Annotated in this window: 18 protein-coding genes; 8 read left to right on the top strand and 10 right to left on the bottom strand. The window is 41.6% G+C overall.

The features are described from left to right. Positions 1–305: 305 nt before the first annotated feature. On the bottom strand, positions 306–629 hold the full coding sequence (locus H6F92_RS00955) for a type II toxin-antitoxin system VapC family toxin (protein ID WP_190356472.1): 324 nt from the start codon (positions 627–629) through the stop codon (positions 306–308). Next, positions 626–862 carry a hypothetical protein gene (locus tag H6F92_RS00960; RefSeq protein ID WP_190356473.1) on the bottom strand — a complete coding sequence of 79 codons (237 nt, stop codon included), beginning with the start codon at positions 860–862 and terminating at the stop codon, positions 626–628. The genes H6F92_RS00955 and H6F92_RS00960 overlap by 4 nt, the downstream gene beginning before the upstream one ends. Before the next feature lie 457 nt (positions 863–1,319). Here H6F92_RS00960 and polA point away from each other — a divergent pair, with 457 nt between their 5' ends. The 3 genes from polA to H6F92_RS00975 are packed head-to-tail and all read left to right on the top strand — an operon-like array spanning position 1,320 to position 4,725. Then, positions 1,320–4,190, top strand: coding sequence for a DNA polymerase I (gene polA / locus H6F92_RS00965; RefSeq protein ID WP_190356474.1), 2,871 nt, complete (start codon positions 1,320–1,322; stop codon positions 4,188–4,190). A 4-nt stretch (positions 4,191–4,194) separates the two neighbouring features. After that, entirely contained in the window at positions 4,195–4,440 is a 246-nt protein-coding gene (locus tag H6F92_RS00970; RefSeq protein WP_002746191.1) for a hypothetical protein, read from the top strand. A 36-nt stretch (positions 4,441–4,476) separates the two neighbouring features. Then, positions 4,477–4,725 (top strand): heavy-metal-associated domain-containing protein, encoded by a 249-nt coding sequence (locus H6F92_RS00975; protein ID WP_190356475.1) that lies wholly within the window; start codon positions 4,477–4,479, stop codon positions 4,723–4,725. A 152-nt stretch (positions 4,726–4,877) separates the two neighbouring features. Here H6F92_RS00975 and H6F92_RS00980 read toward each other — a convergent pair whose 3' ends face one another. From H6F92_RS00980 to H6F92_RS01010, 7 genes are all read right to left on the bottom strand, one after another. After that, positions 4,878–5,114 (bottom strand): type II toxin-antitoxin system RelN family antitoxin, encoded by a 237-nt coding sequence (locus H6F92_RS00980; RefSeq protein WP_190356476.1) that lies wholly within the window; start codon positions 5,112–5,114, stop codon positions 4,878–4,880. Between the two features lie 58 nt (positions 5,115–5,172). Beyond that, positions 5,173–5,511 carry a HepT-like ribonuclease domain-containing protein gene (locus tag H6F92_RS00985; RefSeq protein ID WP_190356477.1) on the bottom strand — a complete coding sequence of 113 codons (339 nt, stop codon included), beginning with the start codon at positions 5,509–5,511 and terminating at the stop codon, positions 5,173–5,175. Then, on the bottom strand, positions 5,495–5,791 hold the full coding sequence (locus H6F92_RS00990) for a nucleotidyltransferase family protein (protein ID WP_002754691.1): 297 nt from the start codon (positions 5,789–5,791) through the stop codon (positions 5,495–5,497). Before H6F92_RS00990 ends, H6F92_RS00985 begins: the two co-directional genes overlap by 17 nt. A 152-nt stretch (positions 5,792–5,943) precedes the next feature. Further along, positions 5,944–6,270, bottom strand: coding sequence for a HepT-like ribonuclease domain-containing protein (locus H6F92_RS00995; RefSeq protein ID WP_190356478.1), 327 nt, complete (start codon positions 6,268–6,270; stop codon positions 5,944–5,946). Then, a complete protein-coding gene (locus H6F92_RS01000; protein ID WP_110545707.1) occupies positions 6,260–6,547 on the bottom strand; it encodes a nucleotidyltransferase family protein in 288 nt (95 codons plus the stop codon). Before H6F92_RS01000 ends, H6F92_RS00995 begins: the two co-directional genes overlap by 11 nt. A 23-nt stretch (positions 6,548–6,570) precedes the next feature. Beyond that, the gene (locus H6F92_RS01005; protein ID WP_233256440.1) at positions 6,571–6,864 is read right to left on the bottom strand and encodes a type I restriction enzyme HsdR N-terminal domain-containing protein; all 294 of its coding nucleotides are present in this window, start codon (positions 6,862–6,864) and stop codon (positions 6,571–6,573) included. Further along, positions 6,851–7,057: a hypothetical protein gene (locus H6F92_RS01010; RefSeq protein WP_190356479.1), complete on the bottom strand. Its 207-nt coding sequence runs from the start codon at positions 7,055–7,057 to the stop codon at positions 6,851–6,853. Before H6F92_RS01010 ends, H6F92_RS01005 begins: the two co-directional genes overlap by 14 nt. A 245-nt stretch (positions 7,058–7,302) precedes the next feature. Between H6F92_RS01010 and petC the strand changes: the two genes are divergently transcribed. The 4 genes from petC (at position 7,303) to H6F92_RS01030 (ending at position 12,032) form a co-directional block, all read left to right on the top strand. Continuing rightward, the gene (gene petC, locus H6F92_RS01015) at positions 7,303–7,842 is read left to right on the top strand and encodes a cytochrome b6-f complex iron-sulfur subunit (protein ID WP_002781457.1); all 540 of its coding nucleotides are present in this window, start codon (positions 7,303–7,305) and stop codon (positions 7,840–7,842) included. A 43-nt stretch (positions 7,843–7,885) separates the two neighbouring features. After that, positions 7,886–8,872, top strand: coding sequence for a cytochrome f (gene petA, locus H6F92_RS01020; protein ID WP_036402021.1), 987 nt, complete (start codon positions 7,886–7,888; stop codon positions 8,870–8,872). Positions 8,873–9,005: 133 nt separating this feature from the next. Beyond that, complete coding sequence (locus tag H6F92_RS01025) at positions 9,006–10,067, top strand: mannose-1-phosphate guanylyltransferase (protein ID WP_190356480.1); 1,062 nt, start codon at positions 9,006–9,008, stop codon at positions 10,065–10,067. 315 nt (positions 10,068–10,382) lie between these two features. Beyond that, positions 10,383–12,032 (top strand): ABC1 kinase family protein, encoded by a 1,650-nt coding sequence (locus H6F92_RS01030; RefSeq protein WP_190356481.1) that lies wholly within the window; start codon positions 10,383–10,385, stop codon positions 12,030–12,032. Positions 12,033–12,044: 12 nt separating this feature from the next. Here the strand turns inward: H6F92_RS01030 and H6F92_RS01035 are convergent, their stop codons facing one another. Further along, entirely contained in the window at positions 12,045–12,452 is a 408-nt protein-coding gene (locus H6F92_RS01035) for a hypothetical protein (protein WP_024969066.1), read from the bottom strand. Positions 12,453–12,751: 299 nt separating this feature from the next. On the opposite strand from H6F92_RS01035, the gene argJ reads away from it, so the two are divergent. Further along, positions 12,752–13,993, top strand: coding sequence for a bifunctional ornithine acetyltransferase/N-acetylglutamate synthase (gene argJ / locus H6F92_RS01040; protein ID WP_104396604.1), 1,242 nt, complete (start codon positions 12,752–12,754; stop codon positions 13,991–13,993). Positions 13,994–14,157: the final 164 nt, after the last annotated feature.

Genomic DNA, 14,157 nt, shown 5'->3' on the forward strand with positions numbered 1-14,157 from the left:
GTCATCCCTACAGAGTTCTATATCGTCCAATCTTGTAGGCGTAAATTAGGGATTTGAGAGAAATCACGATAATTGCGTGTTACTAAAATACTGTTTTCTGATCAACTAATCGCTGCAATTCTTAAATAGACCTCTTGCATAATTAATTTTTCAGGGTTCAAAAACGGCAAAAATAAGGATTAAATGGCATAAAGTCTGTAAATAGACCATTTAACTGATTATTATTCATTCTTAATTCTCCTGACTCCTGACTACTGGCTACTGACTCCCAACCCTAACAACAATTTTTGATTTTTACAAGAGGTCTAATCTTGTGTTCCTATACGAATTTTTTGCTCCCGTAATTCTCTGAAATGATAATGAGCTTCTAAAGTATAGTTAAAAATTTTAAATTTGCTCAGATAATTAACTACATCTCTCAAACCTTGATAGCCTTTGATTAACTTTTCATATTGATTGCTTTGAGAGTATTTTCTGATCACGCTGAACCATCCTCTGACTTGTTCTTCTAAAGTAATAATTGTTATAGCAAGATCATCAGGATTGATAGACGCTACTCTCCGAACTAAGTTCGGATGTAGTTTTTGCAGTAGGGTTATATGATCGGTATCTAATATATATTGGGTCACGGTATTTCAACTTGTTGACTGTCTTCTTGGTCAACTTTTTGACGATAGGTTTCTATACTCTCTATGACTTCATCTAAGAGGGGGTTATAGGCTAGTGTAGCTGGTATATTGAGCAGTGGATGCTCTTGTTGTTGTTTTTTCTGCGCTAATTTTTCAAATAATTGGTTTTGTTCTTCTAAAGAAAGTTGATCGATAGATTCTATAATTTGGCTAAGAGAAAGATGAGGAGTCATAAATTACAAGCCTTTTTGACTAGATATTGATGCTAGTGTAGCATAATACTAAATCCGTTGAGTAACGCACAGAAAACGGGTTTCTCGGAGAAACCCGTTTTCTACTCATCTCATCCAAAAAGGGGAATAAATAATCAGTCTTTAATAACCAGATTTAGTATAATTCCCTTCGTCGCTAACAGCTTTAAAACAGATCCTACAGTAATCGGCATTTTTCTGATAGTTCCCTAGTGGTACAAGCAGGATGGCGGTAAATGATCTTGATGCAATTGGTATCACAGGCATCCGCCGTCTGTCAAGAGATAGAAAGATTTAAGGTTAGAACAATGCCAGCATCTGTTATAATCTAATACAGAAAAAACCCCCTTGTCAAATTTGGGCAAATTCGGGCAAAATAGGGAATGTAAATTTTATACAATATTTAGTATTATTTTGATAGGACTAAAGAGGCTAGATTATGACCAGTGCCGAGCAAAATAAGCTATTTATCCTGATCGATGGGCATTCTTTGGCTTTTCGTGCCTATTATGCCTTTGCCAAGTCTCGTTCTGGTCCTCTGCGTACTTCTAGCGGCATTCCCACCAGTGTTTGTTTTGGGTTTTTAAATTCTCTGCTGCAGTTACTAGAAACTCAAAAACCCACTTATTTAGCAGTTGCTTTTGATTTAGCAGCTCCTTCTTTTCGCCATGAAGCTGATGCCAATTATAAGGCTAATCGGCAAGAAACTCCCGAAGAATTTCGCCCCGATTTAACTAATCTGCAAAGTCTCTTGGCAGCGATGAATATTCCTATCGTGACTTCCCCGGGTTATGAAGCAGATGATGTTTTAGGAACTTTGGCAAAACAAGCCGGTGATCATGGTTATACGGTCAAGATTTTAACAGGCGATCGAGATTTATTCCAATTGGTAGATGAGGAGAAAAAAACCACGGTTCTCTATCTGGATATTAATGCGGTCAAAAGTACATCGGGACAGGGTTATACAGAATTTAATTCCCAAGCTGTCACGGAAAAGTTAGGGGTGACACCAAAACAGGTAGTAGATTTTAAAGCTCTTTGCGGTGACAAGTCTGATAATATCCCCGGGGTGCGCGGAATTGGCGAAAAAACAGCGATAGATTTATTAAAAAAATACGATAACTTAGACGATATATATACCAATCTGGAATCGATTAAGGGAATGGTAAAAACTAAATTATTAGAGGGAAAACCCGCCGCCGAAAGTTCTCGCTATTTAGCCAAAATTGCCCTTGATGCCCCCGTTAGTCTCGAAGAGGATAAATTTCGTCTCCGAGGTTTTGATCGGCGTTTAGTTAAAGCTTTATTGGAAAGATTAGAATTAAAGAAAATTCTCCAGAAACTCGATCAAATTCAACAGCATCTAGGTGGCACTCCTACCCTAGAATTAACTAGCGATGCTGATTCTAATCAATTGTCTCTGTTTGATTTACCCCCTATTTCTCCACCAGTTCTAATTGCTCCGGAAATTATTGATACTATTCCTAAGTTAGATGCTTTACTGGCCAAATTAACAACTTTCACTAATCCACATTTTCCTGTCGCTTGGGATACCGAAACCACGGATTTAAATCCTCGTGTAGCCAAATTAGTCGGGATCGGTTGCTGTTGGGGAAAAGAATTAAATTCTCTGGCCTATATTCCCATCGGCCACCAGAGCGGTGATAATTTAAATCTAGAGATAGTTATCGAAAAATTACGCCCAATTTTAGCGGGTGATAATTATCCGAAAGTCTTCCAGAATGCGAAATTTGATATTGATGTTTTTTATCATCAAGGAATTACCGTTAAAGGTCTAGTTTTTGATACTATGGTGGCTAGTTATGTCCTCCATCCCGAACTAACTCATAATCTCGAAGATTTATGCGATCGCTATTTGGACGGTATCACTTCCCTTAGTTATAAAAGTCTCGGTATTCCTGGGGGAAAAACCATCGCTGATTTAGATATTACCACCACTGCTAACTACTGTGGATTAGATGCCTACGCTACCTATTTACTTCGAGAAAAATTACAGGCAGAATTAACTAAAATTCCCCCTTTATATCAATTATTCTCAGAGGTAGAATCTCCCTTAGTCATGGTGCTGTGGCAGATGGAAAATTATGGTATAAAAATTAATATCAATTATCTAAAAAACTTGTCCCAGCAACTAGAAAGAGACCTAGCATACATAGAAAAAAATGCCTACGAATCTATCGGAGAAACTTTTAATCTTAGCTCTCCTAAACAGTTAAGTGAAATCCTCTTCGATCGATTGGCACTCAATCGCAAAAAATCCAGAAAAACTAAAACAGGTTACTCCACCGATCAAAGTGTTTTAGAGAAACTACAAGGAGATCATCCCTTAGTTGATTATATCCTTGAACATCGCACCTTATCCAAATTAAAATCCACCTATGTGGATGCTTTACCGAAATTAGCCGAACCAAAAACCGCACGAGTACATACAGATTTTAATCAAACCATCACCAGCACCGGACGCTTATCATCCTCCAATCCTAACCTACAAAATATCCCCATTCGCAGTGAATTTTCCAGACGAATTCGTCAAGCTTTTATTCCCGAAGATGGTTACTTATTGGTGTCAGCGGACTACTCACAAATCGAGTTAAGAATTCTCGCTCATCTCAGCCAAGAACCAGTTTTATTAGAAGCCTATCGTAGTAATCAAGATGTTCATAAAGTCACCGCTCAATTGCTCTTTGATAAAGGGGAAATTACCCCCGAAGAACGCAGTTTAGGAAAGACAATTAACTTCGGGGTTATTTATGGCATGGGAGCGCAAAAATTCGCCCGTGAATCGAAATTAACCGTAGAACAGGGCAGAAAATTTATTGAAAAATATCATCAACGTTATGCCCAAGTATTTGAGTATTTAGAGAATAGCAAAAAACAAGCGATCGCTCAGGGATATGTGGAAACAATTTTGGGCAGAAGACGTTATTTTAACTTCGATAATCCCCTCTTAAAAAGACTGCGAGGACTGTCCTTACACGACATCGATTTAGATAGCCTCAAACTCAACAACGAGGAAGCACAATTATTAAGATCGGCTGCTAATGCGCCCATTCAGGGTTCCAGTGCTGATATTATTAAAGTAGCGATGGTAAAATTGGCCGAGGTACTGCAAAATTATCGAGCGAGATTACTGCTGCAAGTCCATGATGAATTAGTCTTGGAAGTACCGAGGGAAGAATGGCCATCCCTAGAGTCAAAAATCAAGACGACTATGGAAGAAGCTGTCTCCTTGACGATCCCTCTCTTGGTAGAAATAAAAGCCGGTGACAATTGGATGGAAACCAAATAAAACTATGATCGAAAACAGACAATTTTTAACCCCAGAAGAATCCGCAGATGTGGACGCTGCTCTCTTGACTTCTCCAGAAAAATTCCTGACTCGTTTAACGATTTCTTCCCTACGCTTACTAAAAATAATCGCCGAGGATACGGGAGTAACCCTAGAAGAACTAACCCATAAACAGGTCATTCAATGGCTAGAAAAAGATAGTCAACTGCGTCGGGAACAGGGGATCGAAGCGGCAGTGCTGAAATGGTAAATAAACTCTTAAAAAATCAGCTACCCCTGACAATTTATGCTAGTTTTTAGCTATGAAGTTACTGGAGTTACAACAATGACAATTACCCTAAAAGTGCCTAGTATTGCCTGTGAAGGTTGCGCTAATACCATTACTAAAGCGATTAACAATCAGCAACCAGCAGCCCAAATATCGGTGGATGTAGCCAATAAAATCGTCACGGTAGAAACCACCGCATCCCCCGCAGAAATTGCCCAATGGATCAGCGAAGTCGGCCATATTGTTGAGTCTAGCAGTGAGGGTTGACATCCTCCCCCGTTAAAAATAAACCTCTGGTAAAAATCAACAATTGTCGTGATTATTGTTGAATGTCATCTCGAATACTGCGATATTTCTTAGCAAGAGTGCGGAGATTTCACTTGAATGTTGCCGAGGCTAAAACTTGAATTATCGGTTGATTAGTCATCTTCTAACCCTTCCCAAAGTTGAGAAACGGGAATGGTTTGTCCTGTCATGGCTTCATGCCAAGCTTGCCGAAAGTCTGCTAAAATTTCTGCTTGAGATGGTTCTTGGGTTTCCTCCTCTGGGATGAGAATAATAACTTCTACACGGCTGTTTTTGTCTATGATTAAAGGATGATCTAGGGTTAGTTGTCCTTGTTCATCAATGGTTGCCATAACCTTGAGTGCTTTCATGTTTCTCTGCTTGAGTGGGTTAGTTCAATATCTAAATGTTGCTAATTTTCCCAAAGTTTTACCTGAGCAGAATCTTTTCTAGTTCTTTAACTAAAAGTGGTAAATCATTTTTAACGGTATTCCAAACAATATCTTCATCAACATTTAAGTAATCGTGTACTACTTTGCTCCGCATTCCGACGACTGCTTGCCAAGGAATTGTTGGATAATTCTCTCGAAAGTCTGGTGATACACGACGCGCTGCTTCTCCGATAATTTGCAATAAATGGGTGAGGGATAACCGTAAAAGTTCGTTATTATCAAAATCTTCTCGACTGACACCTTCTACAAAGCTAAGTGCTTTATTTGCTGTGTCAATCATGTGTTCAACATACACTTGATTATCTTTTTGCGACATAACACACCTCTGCTGTTGCTAAAACACGCTCACGAATATGATGATTAAGAGATTTGATGGTAACGAGATCAATAGTACGTCCATCAAATAATTGAGATAATTCTTCTTGAATTTGATGAAGTTTGAAAAAACTAGGGGTAAAACCAAGTTCAAACTCAACGAGCAGATCAATATCACTATCTGCGGTGAAATCATCTCGTAAAACTGAACCAAATAAGGAAAGTTTATGAATATGCCAATGTTGGCAAAGTTGTGAGAGTTTTTCTTGAGGAATTTTCATATTTTTGTGTTGATCAGATTAGTTTGACTCCCAAGCTTTCTAGTTGTTGGTTTATCCAAGCGGTTGCCGTTTCTTCATCGGTTTCTATCGCTTTTTCTACTCCTATTTTAGCAATTTCTAAGAGTTGTTTGGATTTTGCTTTTAAAGCACTCTTAGAGTAAAGGTGCGATCGCTTTTAAAAGTTCTGTTAATTTATTTTCAACTATGTCCCATACCACATCCAAATCAAGCTGATCGTATTTATGAACAATGACATCTCGCATTCCAGCCATTTCTCGCCAAGGAATTTCTGGATATTGTTGACGGAAGATTACAGAAAGACGTTTAGTCGCTTCACCAATAATGGTAATTTGGTAGAGGATGGCCGACAATTTTTCATCATTGGTTTCCAATTCTGATTTACCGATACCATCAGTATAGCGCAAAATACGTCTGATAGCATTTACAATGTCGATTAGAGATTCTTGATCACGAGGCATATATAATCTGTGCTGATTCTAAAATGTTTTTACATCTTAGCCAGTTATCACTCCGTTTGAGTGCTGCTTTCACAATTAAATCTACTTTTCGATTGAAAATTGCTTGCAGTTCATCGCGCATTTGTAGGGTTTCAGTTAAACCTCGTTTAGCAGTTGGAGAAAAGGTAATTAGAATATCAATATCGCTATCTGAACGGAAATCTTCGCGTAAAACTGAACCAAATAATGCCAATTCGGTGACTTGCCACTTTTGACAAAATCCTTTAATTTGTTCCATTGGTAGATTTATTTTTGTGTTCATCAGATTAGTTTTACTCCCAAGCTTTCTAGTCTGCCAAAATTCACCCCATACTCCACCTGAATGCGACTGAGAGGATAATGTAAGCGATCGCTTAAAACCCTTAAATATAATTGTCTAATCGCTTCTTCTGGGGTAAGTTTAATCTCTTTTTTCCGTACTAAGCAAATTGTATAAGGAGCTTCCCCATTTTTCGTCTTTTTAAGCGTAATTGTCTGCTCTAATTGCTCAATTTCCGTCGGCGTAAACTGGGACAACTTATAACTTGAGTCTTTGAGAATATCAGCTAATTTCATGGGTTAAAGATGATAGAGATAAATAAAAATTTTTATACCAAGCATTGAAAGTAATCCCAGCCTTGACAAATTGAGTTAGGTAATCTACTGATGCGAGAATTTTCCCTGTACAAGCCGGTAGGTATGACTTGAAATCATTGTATTCTTGGCTACTAACCCAAGTTAAAGGTATATGGAGACTTAACTTTTCCATTGGATCGAATTTTTTAAGATTCTTTCGATGTTCGCGGTTTCTCATCTCGGCAAAAGCGATCAAACAGCGATCGCATTTGGGGCAGCTTTGCCGTGGCAATTGTCCGTGACTCAATATCTGTAATAATCTAATAAAGCCCTTGTAAACCTTCTTTAAGCTCTGGGTTTTCGTCTTGATCGAGATGCACAAAATCGCCCTTAGATGAGAATTAGTTTACAAAAATTTACATTTGGAGATAAGGAGCAATGAGTCAAGTTTCCGGTACAGATGTTCCCGATTTGGGTCGTCGTCAATTTATGAACCTGTTGACCTTTGGTACAATTACCGGAGTAGCAGCGGGGGCTTTGTATCCGATTGTTAAGTATTTTATTCCCCCCTCGGCCGGTGGTACGGGTGGCGGTGTCACCGCTAAAGATGCCCTAGGCAATGATGTGATTGTCAGTCAATTTCTGACCAGCCATAACGCGGGCGATCGCACTTTAGCCCAAGGCTTAAAAGGCGACCCCACCTATTTAGTCGTCCAAGAGGACAAAACCCTGGCCAACTACGGAATTAACGCCGTCTGCACCCACTTAGGTTGTGTGGTGCCATGGAATGCCAGCGAAGAAAAATTCATGTGTCCTTGCCACGGTTCCCAGTACAATGCCGAAGGAAAAGTAGTTCGCGGTCCAGCGCCTCTATCCTTAGCCCTCGCCCATGCCAACGTCACCGATAATGATAAAGTCGTCTTCTCCACTTGGACGGAAACCGACTTCCGCACCGGCGAAGAACCCTGGTGGTCCTAGATTATTCAATGTGACGAGATTTGGAATTATTCAACCGATAGAGATGAGAACATTCAACTTTTTAAGCTTCCCGCAAGTCCACAGACAGGCCCTAGTGAAAGCCGTCCTCGTGGCGATCGCTACCGTTTCCCTACTCCTAACCAGCGATGTCATTAATCCCCAATCTGCCCAAGCATATCCTTTTTGGGCGCAACAAACCGCCCCGGAAACCCCCAGAGAAGCAACCGGTCGGATTGTCTGCGCGAACTGCCATTTAGCCCAAAAACCCGCCGAAATTGAAATCCCCCACTCGGTATTACCCGATAGCGTCTTTGAAGCAGTAGTAAAAATCCCCTACGATCCCGCCAGTCAACAGGTGTTAGGAGACGGATCGAAGGGGGGTTTAAACGTCGGTGCAGTCTTAATGCTACCGGATGGTTTTAAAATCGCGCCCCCCGATCGCATTCCCGAAGAAATGCAGGAAAAACTCGGTGGAGTCTATTTCCAATCCTACAAAGAAGGTCAAGATAACGTGGTTATCGTCGGCCCCTTACCCGGGGATCAATACAAAGAAATCGTTTTCCCCGTCCTGGCCCCCGATCCTAGCCAAAATAAGGGTATTCACTTCGGTAAATATGCTGTGCATTTAGGGGCCAATCGCGGTCGCGGTCAAGTGTACCCCACCGGTGAACCCAGCAATAATAACGCCTTTAAAGCCTCTGCTGCCGGTACAATTAGCCAGATCAGCAAAACCGAAGCCGGCGGTTATGAAGTCACCATCACTTCCCAAGCTGGCCCCGTGGTGGAAAATATTCCCGCAGGTCCTGAGTTAATCGTCTCGGAAGGTCAAGCGATCGAAGTGGGACAATTTTTAACCAGTAACCCCAATGTCGGCGGTTTTGGTCAAAAAGAGACGGAAGTTGTCCTACAAAATCCCGGCCGGATCAAAGGATTAGTTTTATTCCTCGGTGGTATTATGCTATGTCAAATCCTCTTAGTTATTAAGAAAAAACAAGTGGAAACAGTACAAGCGGCCGAAATGAATTTCTAATCGCAATATTTCGGTTATTTTTGCTAGAAAGCGGGTTATTTGCCCGCTTTTTAGCTTTGAGTCAGGAAAATGCTCACCGCTCGCTGCCGTCTGATACAATCGGTTCAGCTTAACCGATAAGTGTCAATTTTTTATGAATCAGTCGCTTGTTCCAGTCATTCTCGCCGGTGGTAAAGGGGAACGTTTTTGGCCCCTCAGTCGTCTAGCGCGTCCGAAACAGTTTCTCTGTCTTGATGGTAGTGGTCGCAGTCTTTTACAAGCAACGGCCGATCGTCTATTATCTTTAGGGGCAGGTTGGGAAAATCTCTGGGTAATTACCGCTAGTGCAATCGCTGATGGTGTCCGCGAACAACTGCCCGATTTACCGGAGAGTAACCTATTAGTGGAACCGGTGGGCAAGGATACAGCCCCGGCTGTGACTTGGGCTACTTTAGAAGTGATAAAACGTTATGGTAAAGAAGTGGCGATCGGTTTTTTTCCTGCCGATCATTATATTGGTAATCAAGAGGCTTATATTAACACTTTAAAAGCGGCCGTAGAAGTGGCCGTCAGCCAAAAAGCGATCGTTACTTTAGGAATTAAACCCGATTATCCCTCCACCGGTTACGGTTATATCGAACAGGGAGAAAATCAAGGCGAATTTAATGGTTTACCCGTCTATAAAGTGAGTCGTTTTACGGAAAAACCCGATCGCACCACGGCCGAAAAATTCCTAGAAACGGAACTTTTTAGCTGGAATAGCGGAATGTTTATCTTTCAAGGACAAGTAGTTTTAGAGGAGCTAAAAACCCACGCTAATAATATTTTACAACCTCTGAGCGATCGGGGCATCGCTGCCTATGAGGATTTAGAGAAAAAAAGTATCGATTATGCTTTGATGGAAAAAACCCAACTCGCTTACGTTTTACCCGCTAATTTCGGTTGGGATGATCTGGGAGATTGGAATTCTCTGGAAAGATTACTAGAAGCAAAGGGCAAAAATATTGAACTGGCCAATCATGTCGGTTTGGACACGGAAGGGGCTATTATCTATGCTAGTGATGAGGAAGAAGCGATCGTTACTATTGGTTTAAAAGATCTGGTAATTGTTCGCGACGGGAAAGCGACTCTCGTTGTCCACAAAGATCGTACCCAAGATATTAAACAAGTTCTCAAGCAATTACAAACCGATCCCAAATTAGAGAAATTGTTATAGGATTGATATTAGTTACCAGCTTTTTCAGTAATCAGTGATCAGTAAACAGTAAACGGTAATCAGTGAAAAGACAGTAGGAAACCTCTATTTAAGTAAGTAGTTATAATTAAATTGAAGATAGATTTTGTCTCTGATCCCCCCTGCCCCCCTTGATAAGGGGGGTGTCGATCCCCCCTTAGTCCCCCCTTGATAAGGGGGGTATTTGATAATTTTTAACGCCTACCTACTTAATACTGCTCACTTAAAACTCAAATCTGATCACTGGTAACTTACCCACTGATAACTGATAACTGATAACTGATAACTGATAATACCGTGTTCTCACTCCCCCAAACCAGTCAAAGACAAAAAGAAATCCTTGAGATAGTTCTCGGCAACGGTTGGGACTATATGCGCGGGGTTTTAACCCTAGGAAAAACAGAAAATCCCCAGATTCCCACCCCAGAAGTTCTCAAAAAAATCCTTGTGGAATTGGGTCCCTTTTATGTCAAATTGGGACAGTTACTTAGTACCCGTCCCGATCTGCTACCCGCTAATTATATCGAGGCTTTAACTGCCCTACAAGCGCAAGTTCCTCCCGTTGCTTGGACAGATATAGAAATAGTCATCACTGAACAGTTAGCCAAACCGATCGAACAGGTATTTAAGTATATTAATACCCAACCGATCGCCGCAGGATCGATCGGGCAAATTCATCGGGCAACTTTATTATCTGGGGAGGAAGTCGCGATTAAAGTCTTGCGTCCGGGGATTGAAAAAATTGTCGCCCAAGATAGTGCCTTAATTAAGGGAATTGCTGATTTAGTTGCCCTCACAGAATTTGGTCAAAGTTACGACGTTGTTGACTTAGCAGAGGAGTTTATTAAAGCAGTCAATGCGGAATTAGATTTTACCCAAGAAGGTCATTATACCGACCAATTACGCTATAATTTAACCCAGAGTCGGTGGTCAGAACCCAAACAGTTAGTTATTCCTAAAATTTATTGGCACTTAACTAATTCCAAGCTATTAGTGTTAGAATGGTTAGAAGGAAAACAAATTTTAGAGGCTGATGTTTCTAGACCGCCAACTGAGCAAGCAATTTCCCAAAGAAAAAGCGAAATAACTAGAATTTTGTTTCGGTCATTTTTTCAACAAATTTATATTGATGGCTTCTTTCATGCCGATCCTCATCCAGGTAATATTTTCTATCTTGACGATGGTAGAGTAGCTTTAATTGACTGTGGTATGGTGGGCAGATTAGACCCACAAACTCAACAAATTTTAACAGAATTGTTATTAGCAATTGTTGACTTAGATGCGAAAAGATGCAGTCAACTAACTATTAAACTGTCCGAGTCAGTAGTCCCGATTACTTTAGTACAATTAGAGGTAGATTATGAGCGGATGCTGCGAAAATATTATAACCTCAATTTAAATCAAATTAACTTTAGTGAGGTGGTTTATGAACTTTTGCAAATTGCCCGTCGCAATAGAATTAAACTCCCGGGTAATTTAGGTTTATTCGCCAAAAGTCTCGCCAATCTAGAAGGAACTGCCCGAAAATTTAATCCTGATATTAATATCCTGGAAGAAGTCAAACCGCTATTAACTAATATTCTTGAACAACAGTTAATCGGTAGCACTCCCCTACAAACTGCCCTAAGAACAGTTTTAGACTTGAAATCTTTTTCCCTGAAATCTCCCCGTCAAATCGAAGTTTTACTAGATAGTTTAACCTCAGAAACTTTAAATGTTAATCTGAAAATTCGTGAATTAGATAATCTCCGTCGCAGTTTAGATAATTCCGCCAATCGACTAGCTTTTAGTGTGATTATTGGTTCCTTAATTATCGGGGCTGCCATTGTCACAGCCAGCGCCCAATCTCGGCAATTAACTATTATTAGTACCGTATTATTTGCTACAGCTAGTTTAATCGGTTTATGGTTAGTTGTCGGTATCCTGCGATCGGGTAGATTGCGCTAGAAATTATCGCCATTAAATTAAGATTTGTTGTTGTAAAAATTTCGCCCACCGACTAGCCAATTCAACTTCAGTAAAGGGAATTTTTTCAGGAGATCGCTCCTTAAAAATAAATTCTAGGAAAGGGGAACCCTGCGGGGGAAGAGCATCTAAATCCACCACTTGATTATTAACTAACAAACGGATTTCTTTGACCTCCTCTAGGGAAAAAGTTTGTAAATTGATCACTCCCTTACGAGTTGGCTTTCCCCAAGTGATAATTTTATCTTTTTGACCTAAAACAGAATATATATCATACTTAGCTCGATCGAAGTTTTCCGCCCATTGTCGATAGATTTCCACTTTTTGGTATTCATTCCAACCACTCCAAGCCAACCAGATAAACAGAATTAATAAAGGTGTCCACAATAACCCGCGTTCCATAAACTATCGCCCCAAAATCCTAGTCAATTAATCATATTTTAGGCTAAGTAGGGAGGCACAATTATTTGTAGGATGGGTTAGCGGTAGCGTAACCCATGCGGGCGTTGGGTTTCATGCTTCAACCCAACCTACGTTCATCTTATATTTAATTCCACTCACCCACTTAATTTGCAGCCAGGAATTATCAGCTATCAGCTTTTTCACCCTCTCCCCAACCCGCAACGGTCAAACCCTTTGCTAATTTTTGGCTTTTTACTTGCTATAATCGATCGTCGAATTTAAGTAGGAGACGGGAGAAAATGGCCGATTGGCAGGAAATAGAGGGGGGGATCACCGCCCCAAAAGGATTTAAATCCGCAGGGATGGCCGCAGGGCTAAAACCGTCCGGTTTGCCCGATTTAGCCCTAATTGTCTCGGAAACAGAAGCGATCGCCGCCGGAGTCTTTACCACCAGTCAAGTGCGGGCCGCTTGCGTCGATTATTGCCGTCAACGCCTACAAACTAAAGCCAGCGCCAGGGCGATTTTGTGTAATGCCGGCCAAGCAAACGCCGCCACGGGGGAAGCTGGATGGCAAGACGCTCTCGATAGTGCCGCCGCCTTGAGCCAAGTTTTAGGGATTCCCGCCGATGCAATTTTGCTGGCTTCTACGGGAGTCATCGGGCAACGGATTCGCATGGATGCGTTAACCGCCGCTTTACCGACCTTAGCAGGTTTATTGTCGGAAAATGGTGGCGAAAGCACGGCCCGGGCGATTATGACCACGGATCTAGTCCCCAAATCGATCGCCTTGCAAACCACTATTGATGGTCGTCCGGTCACAATTGGGGGAATTGCCAAGGGATCGGGGATGATTCACCCGAATATGGCGACAATGCTCTCCTTTATTACCTGTGATGCCGCAGTATCGACGGTTCTCTGGCAAAATATGTTAAGTCGGGCGGCTAATAAAAGTTTTAATCAGATCACGGTGGATGGGGACACCAGTACCAATGACAGTCTGATCGCCTTGGCTAACGGTCAATCGCGCACCACAGCGATCACAGAAATGGGCCGGGATGCCCAAAAGTTAGAGGCCATGTTAACGGAAGTTTGTCAATACCTGGCCAAAGCGATCGCCCGGGATGGGGAAGGAGCCACCTGTTTAATAGAAGTGCGGGTTTCGGGGGCGGCCGATGATCAGTCCGCTCGTCAGATTGCTCGCACCATTGCCGGTTCTTCCTTAGTAAAATCAGCGGTTTTCGGTCGAGATCCCAACTGGGGACGAATTGCGGCGGCCGCGGGCCGGGCCGGGATAGTCTTCCATCAAGAAGACCTGCAAATTAAGTTAGGCGACTTCGTGATGATGGAAAATGGTCAACCTCTGGCGTTCGATCGAGCTAGTGCCAGTAATTACCTGAAAGCGGCAGCAAGCGGGGCTTATTTACGAGAAGATACCGTTTTAATGTCTATCTGTATCGGTAACGGTTCGGGAACAGGTACGGCCTGGGGTTGCGATCTTAGTTACGATTACGTCAAAATTAACGCCGAGTACACTACTTAGGGTTTGCTGAAAAAGCTTTTCCTAGGGGCAGGGTGTGACCCCCCCCAACCCTAGGGCTGATTCATTCTCTAGTTTGATTCCTTGTTTGTCTGTCTTCAATCGCTTACGGGGCAAGCAAAGCAAGGCATTTTAAAAATTTTTCAGATATTTGTTCTGAGAAATTG

This window comes from Microcystis wesenbergii FACHB-1317 (assembly GCF_014696875.1).
Taxonomy (GTDB): Bacteria; Cyanobacteriota; Cyanobacteriia; order Cyanobacteriales; family Microcystaceae; genus Microcystis; species Microcystis wesenbergii_A.

Bases quoted from the DNA above. Each gene is read 5' to 3' on its own strand.
- petA (WP_036402021.1), top strand. From the start codon at position 7,886: ATGAGAACATTCAACTTTTTAAGCTTCCCGCAAGTCCACAGACAGGCC.
- argJ (WP_104396604.1), top strand. From the start codon at position 12,752: ATGGCCGATTGGCAGGAAATAGAGGGGGGGATCACCGCCCCAAAAGGA.
- polA (WP_190356474.1), top strand. From the start codon at position 1,320: ATGACCAGTGCCGAGCAAAATAAGCTATTTATCCTGATCGATGGGCAT.
- H6F92_RS00980 (WP_190356476.1), bottom strand. From the start codon at position 5,114: ATGAAAGCACTCAAGGTTATGGCAACCATTGATGAACAAGGACAACTA.
- H6F92_RS01035 (WP_024969066.1), bottom strand. From the start codon at position 12,452: ATGGAACGCGGGTTATTGTGGACACCTTTATTAATTCTGTTTATCTGG.
- H6F92_RS00990 (WP_002754691.1), bottom strand. From the start codon at position 5,791: ATGAAAATTCCTCAAGAAAAACTCTCACAACTTTGCCAACATTGGCAT.
- H6F92_RS00985 (WP_190356477.1), bottom strand. From the start codon at position 5,511: ATGTCGCAAAAAGATAATCAAGTGTATGTTGAACACATGATTGACACA.
- H6F92_RS00975 (WP_190356475.1), top strand. From the start codon at position 4,477: ATGCTAGTTTTTAGCTATGAAGTTACTGGAGTTACAACAATGACAATT.
- H6F92_RS00970 (WP_002746191.1), top strand. From the start codon at position 4,195: ATGATCGAAAACAGACAATTTTTAACCCCAGAAGAATCCGCAGATGTG.
- H6F92_RS00960 (WP_190356473.1), bottom strand. From the start codon at position 862: ATGACTCCTCATCTTTCTCTTAGCCAAATTATAGAATCTATCGATCAA.
- H6F92_RS00995 (WP_190356478.1), bottom strand. From the start codon at position 6,270: ATGCCTCGTGATCAAGAATCTCTAATCGACATTGTAAATGCTATCAGA.
- H6F92_RS01025 (WP_190356480.1), top strand. From the start codon at position 9,006: ATGAATCAGTCGCTTGTTCCAGTCATTCTCGCCGGTGGTAAAGGGGAA.
- H6F92_RS01005 (WP_233256440.1), bottom strand. From the start codon at position 6,864: ATGAAATTAGCTGATATTCTCAAAGACTCAAGTTATAAGTTGTCCCAG.
- H6F92_RS01010 (WP_190356479.1), bottom strand. From the start codon at position 7,057: ATGGAAAAGTTAAGTCTCCATATACCTTTAACTTGGGTTAGTAGCCAA.
- petC (WP_002781457.1), top strand. From the start codon at position 7,303: ATGAGTCAAGTTTCCGGTACAGATGTTCCCGATTTGGGTCGTCGTCAA.
- H6F92_RS01000 (WP_110545707.1), bottom strand. From the start codon at position 6,547: ATGGAACAAATTAAAGGATTTTGTCAAAAGTGGCAAGTCACCGAATTG.